Consider the following 16,084-nt stretch of genomic DNA (forward strand, 5'->3'; position numbering starts at 1 on the left):
GGCTCAGGCGGCGCTGCGCAGCAGCCTGGGGGCGGCCAGCAGCAGCAGCTCGGCTCGGGCCTCCAGGTCGCCCTGGCGGCGGCGCAGCAGTTGCTCCACCTCGCGGCGGGCGCGGCGCTGCTCCCTTTGGGCGGTGTCGACGTCGAAGCCGGAGAGGCCCCAGAGGCGACCCAGCAGGGCGCGGTCGTCGGCGCCACCGCGGGCCTGCTCATAGAGGAGACGTTCGGCGAGCATGCCGGCCTGCAGCACTCGGCTCCAGCGGCGCAGGTCTTCGGGGGGGAGCTTGGCGTGCTGGGGCGGCTCAAACTCCGTACTGCCGCTGGCGCCGATGCCGGCGCGCAGACAGGCCAGGCTGCCCACCAGCACCTGCTTGACCGGCAGGTTCTCCTGCTCGGCCACCAGGGCGTGGCCGGCCTCGTGGATGGCGATGCGGCGCAGGCGGGCGAGGCCACCAGGGAGGGTTTCCGCCAGCAGGTGGCCGCCCCGGCCGCCATAACGGAAGGAATCGAGGGTGAGGCCGGCGAGTCCACCGCCGGCCGCCAACGCCACCAGCCAGGGGGAGAGGCCCACAGCGGGGCCGAGCACAGCCAGCAGGGTGCCGCCGGCCACCACCGCTCCGACCCGCAGGGCGGCGGAGGACCCATCACCGAGCTGGGTGCGGGGCTCCATCTCAGCCGCCGGGCCGGCTGACGGCGCTGCGGTGGCCGGCCTTCGGGCCACTGGGGCTGCCACTGGGGCCGCCACTGACAGGCCGCTGAGGGCGCCCTTTGCCGCCGCGGTTGCCGCGCTGGGCCACCGGGCCGATCACCTCGAAATGCTCCAGCTCCAGGTGGTGACCCAGCCGGCGCAGATCCAGGGAAACGAAATGGCGCAGGTGGGCCAGGGGCACCTCGCCGCGCAGGGGCAACTTGAACGGCTGCGGGCGGCTGCCATCGGGGCGGGGCCGCTGACGCACCTTCACCACCAGCTCCTTGGCGTCGGGGCGGGTGTAGATCAATTCGCCCCGCACGGAGAAGTAGTCGTCGCCCTCGGGCAGAGCATCACTGCTGGGTTCGGCTTCAGCTGTGGCCAAGGCTTCAACTGTCGCCAAGGCTTCGGGTTCGGCTTCGCCATCGGCTTCAGGTTCCGCCTCGCTGAGGGTGCTCGGTTCCCACACCCCCACCATCTGCAGATGCAGGGCGCCGGGTTCCCGGCAGCGGGGATAGACCACCCAGAGGTGGGAGCGCTCGAGGTCGAGGTGGCGGCGCACCAGGCTGAGCACCCGGCCGAGTACAACCGCGTCGATCTCACTGCCGTCGTCGGTGCGGATCAGCCCGCGGGTGAGCTGCTCGGAATCGGAGGGCACGTACTGACCACGCACCACGCCGATGGCCCGGTACTGCAGCGGTTCGGTGACCGGGGAAATGGGGTGTTGACGCATCGTGGTGGGGGCAACCAGAGGCCCGGAAGCCAATCTAGCCAAGGCCCTAGGGGCCACACTTGCTGGATCTGGATTCAGCTCGATGCCACCGCGCCCCTCCTCCGCTGTCTTGGGCTCCAGCCCAAGGGTTGTGTTGGTGCTGGGGGCGGCGCTGCTCACGGTTGTGTCGCTGCTGGCGGGCTGGTGGCTGGGGCAACGCAGCCTGGGCAACCGTCCTCTGGACCCCTCCAAGCTGGAGCTGGAGAAACAGACCATCCACCTGCGGGCGGAGGTGAGCCGGGGCCAGGCCAGCGAGGGCCAGCAGCAACGGCTGCTGCAACTGTTTCTCGCTCTGGATGACAAAACCGCGGCCACGGCGCTGCTGGAGCGCATGGCCGACCAGCAGCCCGGGCGCTGGAGCCTGCGCCTGATGCTGGCGGAGCTCCGCCGCGACCAGAAGGACCCCAGCGGCGCCGAGCGGGAGGTGCGCCAACTGCTCAACCTCAAGCCCGACCGGATCGAGGCGCTGCAGCTGATGGCCCTGCTGCAGCTGGAGCAGGGCCGGGGAGCGGAGGCCGAAGCGCTGCTCACCAAGGCCTACCAGCAGGCCAGCCGGGAGAAGGCAAGCGCCAACGCCCTGGCGATCGGGCTGCTGCTGGCCGATCTACAGCAGCGCCGGGGCCAGACCACAGCCGCCGATGCCCTCTACAAAAGGCTCGCGGCCGATCACCCGGACGATCCCAGGCCCCTGCTCGCCCAGGCCCTGATGCGCCAGCAGCAGGGCAAGACCCGCGAGGCCCTCGACCTGCTGGATCGCGCCCGCCGGCTGAAGCCCAACCAGCCCGATACTCGCCTGGATGACGTGGCAGCGGCCTGGGGCCTTGAACCGCTGCGGCGCAGCCAGGAAATCAAAGCTCCTCAGACCACTCCTCAGGACGCCCCTAAGGAGCCTGGGCCTCCAGGGCCCTGATGGCCTGATCGACGGCATCACCGGGCTGGGTGGCGTTGTCGAGGGCACTGCTGCGCCGCAGCTTGTTCATCAGCTCCAGGGGATTGCCCGATTCGAGGATCCCACCACTGGGGCGGCCAGTGGGACTGTTGTCATAGATCTGCTGCTCCTGCACCCCCTGCCCGTAGTTGCCGATCTGGGCCAGGGCGCTTTGGCTGGCCAGGGGAAAGGACAAGATCGTCAGGGCCGCAAGGGTCAGGGGGCGGGCCATGGCGGTCGAGCGACGGGACAAGATGTGGCCTTGATGCTAAGGGCCACCCGTGGTGGCTGATTGTCGCGAGATGCAGATCGCCACCTGGAACGTGAATTCCGTGCGCAGCCGCCTGGAGCAGGTGCTGGCCTGGCTGGAGCGGGAACGCCCGGAGGTTCTCTGCCTGCAGGAAACCAAGGTGGAGGACGGTTCCTTTCCGCTGGAGCCGTTCACGTCGCTGGGCTACGGCGCGGTGATCAGCGGCCAGAAGGCTTACAACGGCGTGGCGATCCTCAGCCGGCTGCCGCTGGAGGATGTGCGCATCGGCTTCGATGCCCTGCTGAGCGACGGCCCGGCGCTGGCGCTGGCGGAGCAGAAGCGCGTGATCAGTGCCCGAATCGAGGGGGTGCGCGTGCTCAACCTCTACGTGCCCAACGGCTCGTCGCTGCAATCGGAGAAATATGCCTACAAGCTGGAGTGGCTGGCGTGCCTGCGCCGCTACCTCGACGTGCAGGACGCCGACGGCGATCCCCTCTGCATGGTGGGGGATTTCAACATCGCCCTCGACGACCGCGACATCCACGATCCCCAGCGGCTCAGCGGCGGCATCATGGCCAGCGACCACGAGCGGGACGCCCTGCGCCTGGCGCTGGATGAGCGGCTGGCCGATGTATTCCGCCTGTTCGAGCCCGACACTGGCCACTGGAGCTGGTGGGACTACCGCAGCGGCGCCTGGGACCGCGACAGCGGCTGGCGCATCGACCACATCTATCTCTCCGAGCAGCTGCAGGAGCGGGCCACCGACTGCCTGATCCACAAGGCGGTGCGCGGCAACGAGAAACCCAGCGACCACGCCCCGGTGGTGGTGCAACTGCAGTGGCCGCCGGAGGTTGACGACGACGAAGAGGAGGAGGAGCTGGAGTAAGCCAACGTCTGGGTTGGCTGATTGATCCGAATCAAAACGATGCGGGCAATAGGGAGGGATCCTGAAGCTGCAAGGAGGGATTTGAACGGTCCTTCGTTGAGAGCTGCACGGTCACCCCTGCCGGCAACTGGGGCCAGCTGATACCCACGGCTGGATCATCCCAGGCGATACCCTGCTCCGAGGGGGGATGGTAGTAATCGGAGCAGAGATAACAGAAGTCAGCTACAGCGGAGAGCACCATAAAGCCATGGGCGAAGCCCGGCGGCACCCAGAGTTGGTGATGATTCACGTCGTCGAGGATGGCGCCCACCCACTGGCCGAAGCTGGGAGAGCCCTGGCGCACATCCAACGCCACATCGAAGACGGAACCCTGGGAGCAGCGCACTAGTTTCCCCTGGGGTTGCACCAGCTGATAGTGCAGCCCGCGCAGCACACCACAGCGTGAGCGCGACTGGTTGTGTTGTAGCAGGGGCGGAATACCGGCGTCATTGAGGACGCTCTGGCGGGCGGTTTCCACAAAGAAGCCACGCTCATCGCCGAACACCTTCGGCTGCAGCAGCAACACCTCAGGGATACACTGGGGAATGACTTGCATCAGAGGTGTGTGAGGTAGATGAGTGGTGAATGACTGATGAATGAACTCGGGAGGTGATGGTTCAGGACAGCCTGAGCCTGGGTTCAGGCCAGCCTGGAGGCGTACTGCTGCTCCATGTAGCTGGCGTATTGGTCGGAGAGCAACGGCTGCCACCAGGGGAGATGGTCGAGGTACCACTGCACAGTGCGGCGCAGACCCTGCTCCACCGTCACCTGGGGCTGCCAGCCCAGCTCGTTCTGGATGCGGGAGGCATCGATGGCGTAGCGGCGGTCGTGGCCGGGGCGATCGGCGACGAAGCGGATCAGTTCTTCGCTGGGGCGGATCGGCAGCTCGGGGGCCAGTTCATCCATTAGGGCACAGAGCATGCGCACCAGATCAAGGTTGGCCACTTCATTGCAACCGCCGATGCAGTAGGTGCGCCCGGGCTCACCGCGCAGAAGCACGGTTTCCAGGGCGCGGCAGTGGTCTTCCACGTAGAGCCAGTCGCGCACATTGGAGCCGTCGCCGTAGACGGGAATCGGCCTCCCCAGCAGGATGTTGATCAAGGTGAGCGGGATCAGCTTCTCGGGGAAGTGATAGGGGCCGTAGTTGTTGGAGCAGTTACTCACCAGCACCGGCAGGCCATAGGTGTGCTGCCAGGCGCGGGCGAGGTGGTCACTGGCGGCCTTGCTGGCGGCGTAGGGGGAGCGGGGGCTGTAGGCGGTGGTTTCGTTGAAGGGCGGATCACTGGGCTCAAGGCTGCCGAACACCTCGTCGGTGCTCACGTGCAGGAAACGCCAGTGCCCGGGGGAATCAGCCGATTGCCAGTGGGCGCGGAAGGCCTCCAGCAGGGTGAAGGTGCCGTTGACGTTGGTGGCCAGAAACGCCCCAGGCCCTGTGATCGAGCGATCCACGTGGGATTCGGCCGCCAGATGAGCCACATGGGTGATGGCGTGCTCAGCCAGCAGCCGGTCCAGCAGCGGGCGGTCGTTGATGTCGCCGTGCACGAAGCTGAGACGTCCGGCGGCGATCAGCGGCTCGATCGTGACCAGGTTGCCAGCATAGGTGAGGGCATCGAGCACCAAGAGGGTGTCGTTGGGGTGGGCGGCCGCCCAGTGATGGACGAGGTTCCCGGCGATGAAACCGGCACCGCCGGTGATCAGAAGATGGCGGGTCATCTGGCCAAGAAAAGAGGAGTGTTCAGGCCCATGAGTGGAGGCAACGGCGTAGATCCTCGCGCCACTGGGGCAGGGGAAGGCCAAAGGCGGCACGGAATCGGCTGGTGTCGAGGCGGGAATTGGCTGGCCGCCGCGCTGGGTTGGGGTAGGCGCTGCTGGGAATGGCCGTGAGCTGGGGGGCATGCGGCAGCAGCCCCAGTGCAACGGCTTCGCTGAAGATCGCCTCGGCAAAGCCATGCCAGCTCACGGCGGGCTGGCCGGCGTAGTGGTAGATGCCCCAAGGGAATGGCTGGGCTGGATCCAGAGGTGAGCTGTTGGACATGGCCGCATCGGCGAGGCTCAGCCAAGTGCTGGCGATGGCCTCGGCGCTGGTGGGGCCGCCGACCTGATCGGCCACCACCGAGAGGGCGGGCCGCTCGGCGCCCAGCCGCAGCATGGTGCGCACGAAGTTGGCGCCCTCCAGCCCGAACACCCAGCTCACGCGCAGCAGAAGGTGTTGTCCTCCGGCGGCCTGGAGGGCCTGCTCACCGGCCAGCTTGCTGGCTCCATAGACACCCAGGGGGCCGGTGGGATCGTCTTCCCACCAGGGGCGCTCGCCACTGCCGGCGAAGACGTAGTCGGTAGAGAGATGAAAGAGGGGCAAGGAGCGCTCGGCGCAGGCATGGGCGAGGACACCCACCGCGGTAGCGTTAATGGCAGACGCCAGCTCCGGTTCGATTTCGGCCTTGTCGACGGCCGTATAAGCAGCTGCATTCAGCACCAAGGCCGGTTGGTGCTGACACAACAACTGCTCGAGGGTGAGGCTGAGCTCACCTGTGGAAGCCGCCAGATCCAGTTCGGGCCTGGTGACCACCACCAGGGGCCGATCCGGCAGCAGCTGTGGGGCCAAGCGGCGCAGTGCAGAGGCCACCTGGCCGGAGCGGCCGATCACGAGTAAGGGGGAGTGAGAAGACATCAGAACCCCTCCTGCAGCAGTCCTTCGAGGTAGGTGCCGTAGCCGGATTTGCGCAGGGGGGCCGCCAGGGCTTCGAGTTGGGATGAGCTGATCCAACCCTGCCGCCAGGCTACTTCTTCCGGGCAGCCAATCTTGAGACCCTGGCGATGTTCGAGCGTACGGATATAGCTGCCAGCCTCGTGAAGGGAATCGCAGGTGCCGGTGTCGAGCCAGGCCATTCCCCGTCCCAGGACTTCAACGCAAAGTTCACCACGCTCAAGATAGAGCTGATTGAGGGTAGTGATTTCCAATTCCCCGCGCGCTGAAGGCTTAACCCTCCTGGCGAGTTCCACAACCCCGGCGGCGTAAAAGTACAAACCAGTGACGGCATAGTTGGAAGCAGGTTTCTCCGGTTTCTCTGCCAGCGAGACCACCCGCCGCTCTTGATCAAAGCCCACTACCCCATAGCGCTGGGGATCCACCACCCGGTAAGCGAACACCGAAGCGCCGCTGACTCGAGCATTGGCTGCTTGCAGATTGCGCGACAGATCGCCGCCGTAGAACAAGTTATCGCCAAGTATCAGAGCGGCAGAATCGCCACAGAGAAAGTCGGCACCGATTAGAAACGCCTGGACCAGACCATCGGGACGCGGCTGCTCGGCGTAGGACAGGGACAGTCCCCAAGCGGAGCCGTCACCAAGTAGATCCCGAAATAGAGGAAGATCCCGTGGCGTCGAAATGAGAAGAATTTCCCTTATACCCGCCAGCATCAGTGTGCTGAGCGGGTAATAGATCATGGGCTTGTCGTAAACAGGCAACAATTGCTTGCTGACTGCCTGTGTGATCGGGTGAAGCCGTGTTCCTGAACCACCGGCGAGAATGATTCCGCGGCGATTGGGTGACCCCTCAGGAATTTGAGGCATGGCAACAGGAACCGGACAGGAGGATTGTGGCCGATCGGGCTCCGCCCCAGAGTTACACCAGCGCCAACTCCCGGCTGGGTGCCAGCTGGAAGCGCAACCTTGGCGGCTCCGCTCCGGTCTCCACATCAACAGCGATCGTGCTGCCCTCGGGGAACTGACCGGCCAGGATCGCCTTAGCGATCGGGGTTTCCAGCTGCCTCTGGATCGCCCGCTTCAGCGGCCGGGCCCCGTACGCAGGGTCGTAGCCCTCGCCGGCCAGCCAGTCTAGGGCGGCGCCGTCAAGCTCAAGGCCGAGCTTGCGGTCCTCCAGGCGCTGGCGCAGCCGCTGCACCTGCAGGTCGACGATCTGACGCAGCTCCTCAGCGCGCAGGCTGTGGAAGATGATCGTTTCATCGAGGCGGTTGAGGAACTCGGGGCGGAAGTGGGCGCGCAGGGCCTCGTTCACCCGCTTCTCCATCTCGCCGTGGCGGGCGGGGTCACCGGCCAGATCAAGGATCGAGCTGCTGCCGATGTTGCTGGTGAGAATCAGCACCGTGTTGGTGAAATCCACCGTGCGCCCCTGCCCATCGGTGACGCGGCCGTCATCGAGGATCTGCAGCATCACGTTGAACACATCGGGGTGGGCCTTCTCCACCTCATCGAACAGGATCACGGCATAGGGACGCCGCCGCACAGATTCGGTGAGCTGGCCGCCCTCCTCGTAGCCCACGTAGCCCGGAGGCGCTCCGATCAGGCGGCTCACGGCGTGCTTCTCCATGTATTCGCTCATGTCGATGCGCACCATGGCGTTGTCGCTGTCGAACAGCTGGGAGGCCAGGGCCTTGGAGAGCTCCGTTTTGCCCACACCGGTGGGGCCCAGGAACAGGAAGCTGGCGATCGGGCGGTTGGGATCAGAGAGGCCGGCCCTCGATCGTTGGATCGCATCCGCCACGGCCGTGACGGCCTGGCTCTGGCCGATCACGCGGGTATGCAGCTCATCCTCGAGATGCAGGAGTTTCTCCATTTCGCTCTGCACCAGCCGTGACACGGGAATCCCCGTCCATTTGGCGATCACCTCGGCGATGTCGTCTTCGGTGACCTCCTCGCGCAGCAGCGTTTTCTCGCCATCGCCGGCGTTGAGCTCGGCCTCCTTGGCCGCCAGCTTCTTGTGCAGGTCGGCCAGGGTGCCGTATTCCAGCTCAGCGGCCTTGTTGAGGTCGTAGAGGCGTTTGGCCTGCTCCACCTGCAGCTGCACCTGCTCGATCTCCTCCTTGATGGCGCTGAGCTGATCGATCGCACCCTTCTCCTGCTGCCACTGGGCATTGAGGGCGCTCTGCTGCTCGCTCAGATCAGCCAACTCCTTCTGGAGCCGCTCCAGGCGGTCCTTGCTGGCGGGATCGGATTCGCGGCCCAGCGAGAGTTTCTCCATCTCCAGCTGCAGGATGCGGCGGTCGAGTTCATCGATCGCCTCCGGCTTGGAGGTGATCACCATCTTCAGGCGCGCGGCTGATTCATCCATCAGGTCGATCGCCTTATCCGGCAGGAAGCGATCGGCGATGTAGCGGCTGGAGAGCACCGCCGCCGCCACCAGGGCGTTGTCGGCGATGCGCACGCCGTGGTGCACCTCGTAGCGCTCCTTGAGGCCGCGCAGGATCGAGATCGTGTCTTCCACCGTGGGCTGATCCACGAACACCTGCTGGAAGCGGCGCTCCAGGGCGGGATCCTTCTCAATGTGCTGGCGATGCTCATCGAGGGTGGTGGCACCGATGCAGCGCAGTTCGCCGCGGGCCAGCATCGGCTTGAGCAGGTTGCTGGCATCCATCGAGCCGCCGGCGGCGCCGGCCCCCACAACGGTGTGGATCTCATCGATGAACAGCACGATCTGACCTTCGCTTTCGGTCACCTCCTTGAGCACGGCCTTGAGCCGCTCCTCGAACTCACCGCGATACTTCGCGCCGGCAATCAGGGCGCCCATGTCGAGGGCGATCAGCTGGCGGTTCTGCAGCGCCTGGGGCACATCCCCGTTCACGATCCGCTGGGCCAACCCTTCAACGATTGCGGTCTTGCCCACACCGGGTTCACCGATCAGCACCGGGTTGTTCTTGGTGCGGCGAGACAGGATCTGGATCGTGCGGCGGATTTCCTCATCACGGCCGATCACCGGATCCAGCTTGCCGTCGCGGGCGGCCTGGGTGAGATCGCGGCCGTACTTCTCCAGGGATTCGTAGGTGCCTTCGGGGTTCTGGTCAGTCACGCTCTGGTTGCCGCGCACGGCCTGGACGGCATCTTTGAGTTTGTCAGCGCTGGTGCCGGCCGCCGACAGCAGCCGCTTGCCGCAGCGGTCGTCGATCGCCAGGGCCAGCAGCAGGTGCTCGATCGAGATGAAGCTGTCGCCGTAGGTGCCCTTGAGCTGTTCGGCCTGATCGAGCACCTCATTGAGACCTTTGCCCAGGAACACGTTCTCCGGAGCCGCACCCAGGCTGGGTTGGCGCGAGAGGAAGGCCTCCACCGCCTGGATCAGGGCCGGCACATCGACGCCCGCCTTCTCGAGGATGCGGGTGGCCAGCCCGGGCTGGCTGATCAGGCTGGCGAACAGGTGCTCGCTCTCCAGCTGCTGCTGCCGGCGTTGCTGAGCCAGTTGCTGGGCGGCCACGATCGCGGCCCAGGCCTTCTCCGTGAACACTTCAGCGGTGGGGTGCATGGAGGTCTCCTCTCTGGTCGTCGTTGAACGAAGGCTATGAACGCCCCCCGGTGCCGCACAGGATGGGCAGGCCGAAACAAATGGCGAATCAACCGAACGGCTGCCCAGGGCCCGCCCCTTCGCCGCACTGGCCGCCCTCTCCCTGCTGTCAGCGGAGCTGGGCCCCGTTGCTGCGGCCGCCAAGCTGGTGAGCCAGGGCAGGAACGGGGGCGCCGAGCATGAGGGGCAACGCCGCCAGAAGGCTCGCCAGGGTCAGACAGTCGGCGAGCGGACCGTTCAAGACTGGAGTTGCCATGATGACGCCGCGTCAGGCCACGGGCTCAGGGTAGGGATGAACAACGAGGTGAGGGAAGCCCTGGTGCTGCGCCTGGCGCAGGAGTCCCGCGATTTCGAGGGCACCAGCAAGGATCCGGAGCGCAACTGCTGGCTGGTGGTGCACCGCCATGCCCATGGGGTGCTTCCCAGCGAATACGACATCCGCGACGTGCCCGAAGACCTTTACCTCGAGGTGCTCGCCAGGCGCCGCGAGCTCAGCTGAGGCTTCCGTCCGGTCACCGAGCTCAGCAGATCAGCCACGGGGGTGATTCGGGACCGGTCCAAAAACCTGGAGGCAGCCTCCGCGGCACTGGCCTGTTCCAGATCGGCCCACTCGATCGGGTAGCCCAGAGCCCTGGCCCTCTCGATCAGCCACTGCCAGGGCCGATCATGATCACCCAGCCGCAACAGGGCCCTGAGCCTCGGTTGTCGCTCGGCGTCGGCCACCAGCCGCCGCAGGTGTTCGAGGGACATCCCACTGCTTCGTCGGTCATGGTCACCATCGCGTTGCCGCCCGGGCCTGGCCAGGGACCGCACACAAAGCACAAAAAAACCACCCCTCTCAGGGGTGGTGAGTGAAGAACAACTCAGCATCTGATCAGATGCTGATCAGTCTCGGCTGATCAGGCCCAGCCCTTGGAGGCCATTTCCTCGATGTAGGCGGACACATCGGCAATATCAGCTTCGGTGAGCTTGCCGGCGAAGGCTGGCATGGCGTTCTTGCCATTGCTGACCTGATAGGCGATGGCCGACTCGTGGTCAGAGCTGTAGTTGGCCAGGTAGGCCTCGAGGGCCTCAGCCTTGAGCGTGCGGTCTGCGTTCACCACATTGCCACCACCCATGTGGCAGGCCGCGCAGTTGGCGGAGAAAATCTGCGCGCCATGGGCGGCGTCGGCGGCAAAGCTGGGGGCGGCACCCAGCAGCAGGGCCAGGCAAACTGCAAAAAACGAAAGCAAGCGACGCATCAGGGAAGCGAGCAATGGAAAGGCAACCCACCAAAACTAGAATCCCGCCGCCAGAAGGGAGCCGGCGGCAGGAGCGGATCGAAACAATGTCGTTACTGAGGCCAGGCGGGCGTCACTCGACGATCACCTTGCCGACCATGCCTGCGCCACGGTGGGGCTCGCACCAGAAGTCGTAGCTGCCAGCCTGCTCGAAGGTTTCATCCCAGCTTTCGCCGGGAGCGAAGGCCAGGCTGGTGTGGCTGAGCTCCTCATGGCCATCAAAGACGGCGTTGTGGGGGGCCAGCTTGTTGTTCACGAAGTGGACGGTATCGCCCTTGCTGATGGTGATCACGCTGGGCTCGAAGGCCAGCATGCCGGCGTCGGTGCCGAGCTTCACCTCAACGGTGGCGGCCTCGGCAGGCTGCACCGCGCTGACGCTCACCAGCACCAGGAGCGCCCCCAGCAGGGCGGAGGCGGCCACAACCCGCAGCAGGCGCGCGGCGGAAGCAATCAGAGCTTGAACCATCTGGTTTTCCTAACACTGACGGCAGTGTATGACGTTCTCAGATAACTCCGCGGTGGGGCAGCCCCGCCTGCTCGAACACCGCCTCCAGCGTTGGCGCGTGGCTGACCAGATCGAAGCGCTCCGGCGGGCTCACCGGGTCGTGGATGAAGTGGCGCTGGCGGATGCTGAAGCGATCCCAGGCGTTGACCTCGATCGGCAGCACCCGGATCAGGGCTTCGATCCACCAGCCGTTGAGGGCCAGGCCCAGCGGCGGCCGCCAGCTGCGGCGCCAGCGGCAGAGCCGGGTCACGGTGTCATCCACGGTGACGGCGGGCTGCCCCAGCACCAGCCGGCGCAGAGGTCCCTGGTTCGGCTCCGGATTGGGCTGGTGGGGGTTCAGGGCCAGGTGGGCGCAGACCAGGGCGATGTCGGCAGCGTGGATGAAGTGGAAGCTGGCCTCGGCCCGCAACCATTTCGCCAGCCACAGCCAACGCACCCCCTCCTTGAGGCCGGCGGTGAGGTAGCTGGTGGGGTGGGGGTCGCCTGGGCCCACCGAGCCACCGAACACCAGCGTGGGGAAAACGGCCACGATGCGCCCGGCCAGCTCATGGCGCTCCAGCTGCTGCAGGCAGAGGGCCTTGGTCTGGATGTACTCGGTGCCGTAGGCCTCCGCTTCCGGCAGCAGCTGCAGCTGGCGATCGAGAATGCTGGCGGTGGAGAAGTAGATGATCTGCTCCAGCTGCCCGGGGTCGAGTCGACCCAGCAGCTCCTTCACAGCCACCACATTCACCTGCTGGGCCCGCTCGGGATCTCCCCAGGCGGTGGCGGTGTGGATCACCCGCGTGGCCGTGGCGATCTCGGCGGCGTGGGGCGCCTGATCACGCAGATCGCCCACCAGCAGGGTGATGCGCGGATGCTGCCTGGGTACAGCCGTGAGCTTGGAGGGATCCCGCAGCCAGAGCAGCAGCTCGGCGTCGGAGTTGGCCAGCAGCTGCTCGGCAATGGCCTGGCCCACACAGCCACTGGCCCCTGTGATCAGAATTCGGGCGGGCCCGTTGGCGCCGCTCAAACGGCTGCCCCCAGCAGCTCATTCACCGACTTGCCGGCCTCGAAGAACACTCGGGCGTTTTCCTCAGGCGTGCCCGGCAGGATGCCGTGGCCGAGGTTGAGGATGTGGCGGCGGCCGCGGGCCTTGCGCACGGTGTCAACGATGCGGGCGCGGATGGCCTCGGGCGTGCCGAACAGCAGACCGGGATCCACATTGCCCTGCACCCCCAGGTGCTCGGGCAGGCGGGCACAGCCATCGGCCATGTCCACGGTCCAGTCGAGCGAGATGAAATCGACTCCGGTGGTGGCCATCCGCTCAAGCACACCGGCGCTCCCGGAGATGTAGAGAATCAGGGGGGTGTCGGGGTGCTTTGCCTTGACCTGATCCACCACCCGTTTCTGATACGGAGCCGCGAATACGTCGTAATCGATCGGGCTGAGCTGACCGGCCCAGGAATCAAACAGCTGCACCACCTGGGCGCCGCTCTCGATCTGATAACAGACATAGGCGGCGATTGAATCCGCCAACAGCCCCAGCAGCTGATGCAGCAGCGCCGGCTCCTGGAAGGCCATCGCCTTGATCACGGCGTAGTTCTTGCTGCTCTTGCCCTCCACCGCGTAGGCGGCCAGGGTCCAGGGGGCGCCCACAAAACCGAGCACCGCCGCGTCGTTGCCCACGCTCTGACGCAGCCGGCCCAGCACCTCACCCACGAAGGGCAGCGAGGCGGCCGGATCCAGGGGCCTCAGCGCCTCCACCTGCGCCAGGCTGCGGATCGGCGGGTCAATGATCGGACCCTTGCTCTCGATGATGTCGAAATCGATCCCCATGCCCGGCAGCGGCGTGAGGATGTCGGAGAAGAGAATCACGCCATCGGGCTGGAAGGCCCGGTAGGGCTGCATCGAAATCTCGTAGGAGAGGTCGGGCTGCTCGGAGCGCTCGCGGAAGCCGGGGTGACGATCGCGCAGGTCGCGGTAGACCTTCATGTAACGCCCGGCCTGGCGCATCATCCACACCGGTGGCCGCTCCACCTGCTCACCTCGGGCGGCGCGCAGCAGCAGGGGGAGCGGTTCGGCCATGGGGTTAGGGAATGCCAGGGGCGAACCTACCCGACGGCACCACCTGATCCGGCGGCTTCGTCACAGAGGGTCTGGCTGCGCTCCGGGTCACGCCGCAGCACCAGCACGCTCAAGGGAGGCAGGCAGAGGTCGAGCGACTGGCCGTAGCCATGGAGCGCCTGCTCGTCGCTGAACTTGCCGCCCATGTTGCCGAGGTTGCTGCCGCCGTAGCGGCTGCTGTCGGTATTGAAGGTTTCGGCGTAGAAGCCCTCCATCGGCACCCCCACCCGGTAGTGGGGGTGGCTCTGGGGGGTGAAGTTGGCCACCACCACCACCCAGGAGCCGCCTTGGCTCTCGCGGCGCATGAAGCTGATCACCGACTGGCGGTTGTCACTGCAGTCGATCCACTGGAAGCCGTAGTGGTCGAAATCATCTCTCCACAGGGCCGGCTCCTCGCGGTAGTAGCGGTTGAGGTCGTCCACCAGGTTGAGCAGACCCTGATGGGCCTCGAACTCCAGCAGGTCCCACTGCAGATCACCCCAGACATTCCATTCGCTGCGCTGACCGAACTCCATGCCCATGAAGATGGTCTTCTTGCCCGGGTGGGTCCACATGTAGGCCAGCAGAGCGCGCACATTGGCGAACTTCTGCCAGTCGTCGCCAGGCATCTTGTGCAGCAGATGGCTCTTGCCATGCACCACCTCATCGTGGCTGAGGGCCAGCATGAAGTTCTCGGTGTAGTGATACATGATCGAGAAGCTGACATTGTTCTGATGGAACTGGCGGAACCAGGGATCCAGCTCGAAGTAATCGAGCATGTCGTGCATCCAGCCCATGTTCCACTTGAGGTTGAAGCCGAGGCCACCCATCTCGGTGGGCTTGGTCACCATCGGCCAGGTGGTGGATTCCTCAGCGATCGAGAGGGCACCGGGGAAGTGATGGAACAGGACCGAATTGGCCTGCTGCAGGAAGCGCACCGCCTCAAGGTTCTCGCGGCCGCCCTCCTCGTTGGGCAGCCATTCGCCCGTGGGGCGCAGGTAGTCGCGGTAGAGCATCGAGGCCACCGCATCCACCCGGATGCCGTCGATGTGGAACTCCTCGAACCAGAACACCAGATTGGCCACGAGGAAGTTGCGCACCTCATTGCGGCTGTAATTGAAAATAAGTGTGCCCCACTCCTTGTGCTCACCGATGCGCGGATCGGCGTGCTCATAGAGGTGGCAGCCATCGAAGAAGGCCAGGCCGTGGCTGTCCTTGGGGAAGTGGCCAGGCACCCAGTCGAGGATCACCCCCAGGCCTTCGGCGTGGCAGCGATCCACGAAGGCCCGGAATTCATCCGGCGGGCCGAAGCGACTGGTGGGGGCGTAGAAGCCCGTCACCTGATACCCCCAGGAGCCATCGAAGGGATGCTCCGCGATCGGCATCAGCTCCAGGTGCGTGAAGCCCCGCTCTTTCACGTAGGGGATCAGCCGATCGGCCAGCTCGGGGTAGGTGAGCAGACGGGCGCCGGGCTTGAGATCGGCGGCCGCCACCGGCGGGCGTGGGCTGCCATCGGCCTCGATGTAGGGCTGGTCGGCCGGGCCATGCATCCAGCTGCCCAGGTGCAACTCGTACACCGAAATCGGCTGATCGAGGGGATTACGGCTGTCACGCTCGGCCAGCCAGCCCTGATCGCTCCAGCGGTACTGGCCCAGCTGGGAGACCACCGAGCCCTGCTGGGGGCGCACCTCGTGCTGGAAGCCGTAGGGATCGGCCTTCTGATAGCAGTGGCCCTCGGGGGAGCGCACTTCGTATTTGTAGAGAGCTCCGGGCCTGAGGCCGGGCACGAACAGCTCCCAGATGCCACCGATGCGCAGCTGCATCGGGTGGTGGCGGCCATCCCAGTTGTTGCATTCACCCAGCAGAGCCACGCTGCGGGCGTTAGGGGCCCAGAGGGCGAACTGCACCCCGGCGATGCCGTCGCGCTCGCAGGGGTGGGCGCCCAGGCGTCGCCAGATGTGATGGTGATTGCCCTCGGCGAAGAGATGGCGATCGAGCTCGCCCATCCACTCCTCCCGGAAGGCCCAGGGGTCGTGCTGCTGGTGCTCGAGCCCCCCCCGCTGCACCCGGTATTCGTAGCGGCGGCCGGGATCCTCGCTCAGCTCGACTTCAAACACCCAGGGATGGTGGGGTGTGGCCATCGGCAGGGCACGGCCATCGAGAAGCAGGTCCACCTGGCTCGCTTCGGGCATCCAGGCCCGCACCACCCAGCCATCACCGTGGGGCTGAGGGCCCAGCACGGCGAACGGATGATCATGCCGGCAGTCCTGAAGCCTCTGGCCGTCTTGGACCATCCATTCGAGGCTGGTGGAGGGCATCGAGCATCGGCGCGCGGAACGGGAGCTTAGGCCCGCCGATCCTGCGCC

Annotated in this window: 16 protein-coding genes; 3 read left to right on the forward strand and 13 right to left on the reverse strand. The window is 65.9% G+C overall.

Annotation, left to right across the window (positions count from 1 at the left end; all coding sequences use genetic code 11):
• Positions 1–3: 3 nt before the first annotated feature.
• Together KBY67_RS01350 and KBY67_RS01355 are read right to left on the reverse strand one after the other, a co-directional pair.
• Positions 4–669: a hypothetical protein gene (locus tag KBY67_RS01350; RefSeq protein WP_255107817.1), complete on the reverse strand. Its 666-nt coding sequence runs from the start codon at positions 667–669 to the stop codon at positions 4–6.
• A gap of 1 nt (position 670) precedes the next feature.
• Positions 671–1,420, reverse strand: a complete 750-nt coding sequence (locus KBY67_RS01355) for a hypothetical protein (protein WP_255107819.1) — start codon at positions 1,418–1,420, stop codon at positions 671–673.
• 109 nt (positions 1,421–1,529) lie between these two features.
• Here KBY67_RS01355 and KBY67_RS01360 point away from each other — a divergent pair, with 109 nt between their 5' ends.
• Positions 1,530–2,369: a lipopolysaccharide assembly protein LapB gene (locus KBY67_RS01360; protein ID WP_255107821.1), complete on the forward strand. Its 840-nt coding sequence runs from the start codon at positions 1,530–1,532 to the stop codon at positions 2,367–2,369.
• Here the strand turns inward: KBY67_RS01360 and KBY67_RS01365 are convergent.
• The gene (locus KBY67_RS01365; RefSeq protein ID WP_255107823.1) at positions 2,341–2,619 is read right to left on the reverse strand and encodes a hypothetical protein; all 279 of its coding nucleotides are present in this window, start codon (positions 2,617–2,619) and stop codon (positions 2,341–2,343) included. The two genes, KBY67_RS01360 and KBY67_RS01365, sit on opposite strands and share 29 nt — an antisense overlap.
• A gap of 70 nt (positions 2,620–2,689) precedes the next feature.
• Here KBY67_RS01365 and xth point away from each other — a divergent pair, with 70 nt between their 5' ends.
• Complete coding sequence (gene xth, locus KBY67_RS01370; RefSeq protein WP_255107825.1) at positions 2,690–3,523, forward strand: exodeoxyribonuclease III; 834 nt, start codon at positions 2,690–2,692, stop codon at positions 3,521–3,523.
• A 31-nt stretch (positions 3,524–3,554) separates the two neighbouring features.
• Here the strand turns inward: xth and rfbC are convergent, their stop codons facing one another.
• The 5 genes from rfbC to clpB all read right to left on the reverse strand — a co-directional run bounded on the left by rfbC (position 3,555) and on the right by clpB (position 9,812).
• Complete coding sequence (gene rfbC, locus KBY67_RS01375) at positions 3,555–4,118, reverse strand: dTDP-4-dehydrorhamnose 3,5-epimerase (RefSeq protein WP_255107827.1); 564 nt, start codon at positions 4,116–4,118, stop codon at positions 3,555–3,557.
• Positions 4,119–4,201: 83 nt separating this feature from the next.
• Positions 4,202–5,275, reverse strand: a complete 1,074-nt coding sequence (gene rfbB / locus KBY67_RS01380; RefSeq protein WP_255107829.1) for a dTDP-glucose 4,6-dehydratase — start codon at positions 5,273–5,275, stop codon at positions 4,202–4,204.
• A 22-nt stretch (positions 5,276–5,297) separates the two neighbouring features.
• Complete coding sequence (rfbD, locus tag KBY67_RS01385) at positions 5,298–6,230, reverse strand: dTDP-4-dehydrorhamnose reductase (RefSeq protein WP_255107830.1); 933 nt, start codon at positions 6,228–6,230, stop codon at positions 5,298–5,300.
• Entirely contained in the window at positions 6,230–7,132 is a 903-nt protein-coding gene (rfbA, locus tag KBY67_RS01390; protein ID WP_255107831.1) for a glucose-1-phosphate thymidylyltransferase RfbA, read from the reverse strand. The genes rfbD and rfbA overlap by 1 nt, the downstream gene beginning before the upstream one ends.
• Positions 7,133–7,184: 52 nt before the next feature.
• Positions 7,185–9,812 (reverse strand): ATP-dependent chaperone ClpB, encoded by a 2,628-nt coding sequence (gene clpB, locus KBY67_RS01395; RefSeq protein ID WP_255107832.1) that lies wholly within the window; start codon positions 9,810–9,812, stop codon positions 7,185–7,187.
• 331 nt (positions 9,813–10,143) lie between these two features.
• Here clpB and KBY67_RS01400 point away from each other — a divergent pair, with 331 nt between their 5' ends.
• Positions 10,144–10,350: a hypothetical protein gene (locus tag KBY67_RS01400; RefSeq protein ID WP_255107833.1), complete on the forward strand. Its 207-nt coding sequence runs from the start codon at positions 10,144–10,146 to the stop codon at positions 10,348–10,350.
• 400 nt (positions 10,351–10,750) lie between these two features.
• Here the strand turns inward: KBY67_RS01400 and KBY67_RS01405 are convergent, their stop codons facing one another.
• From KBY67_RS01405 to glgB, 5 genes are all read right to left on the reverse strand, one after another.
• A complete protein-coding gene (locus KBY67_RS01405) occupies positions 10,751–11,092 on the reverse strand; it encodes a c-type cytochrome (RefSeq protein ID WP_255107835.1) in 342 nt (113 codons plus the stop codon).
• Between the two features lie 112 nt (positions 11,093–11,204).
• A complete protein-coding gene (gene petE, locus KBY67_RS01410) occupies positions 11,205–11,597 on the reverse strand; it encodes a plastocyanin (RefSeq protein WP_255107836.1) in 393 nt (130 codons plus the stop codon).
• A gap of 37 nt (positions 11,598–11,634) precedes the next feature.
• A complete protein-coding gene (locus KBY67_RS01415) occupies positions 11,635–12,645 on the reverse strand; it encodes an NAD(P)-dependent oxidoreductase (protein ID WP_255107837.1) in 1,011 nt (336 codons plus the stop codon).
• Positions 12,642–13,700, reverse strand: coding sequence for a uroporphyrinogen decarboxylase (gene hemE / locus KBY67_RS01420; protein ID WP_255107838.1), 1,059 nt, complete (start codon positions 13,698–13,700; stop codon positions 12,642–12,644). The genes KBY67_RS01415 and hemE overlap by 4 nt, the downstream gene beginning before the upstream one ends.
• 26 nt (positions 13,701–13,726) lie before the next feature.
• Positions 13,727–16,036 carry a 1,4-alpha-glucan branching protein GlgB gene (glgB, locus tag KBY67_RS01425; protein WP_255107839.1) on the reverse strand — a complete coding sequence of 770 codons (2,310 nt, stop codon included), beginning with the start codon at positions 16,034–16,036 and terminating at the stop codon, positions 13,727–13,729.
• Positions 16,037–16,084: the final 48 nt, after the last annotated feature.

Source organism: Synechococcus sp. RedBA-s, assembly GCF_024345495.1.
Taxonomy (GTDB): Bacteria; Cyanobacteriota; Cyanobacteriia; order PCC-6307; family Cyanobiaceae; genus Regnicoccus_A.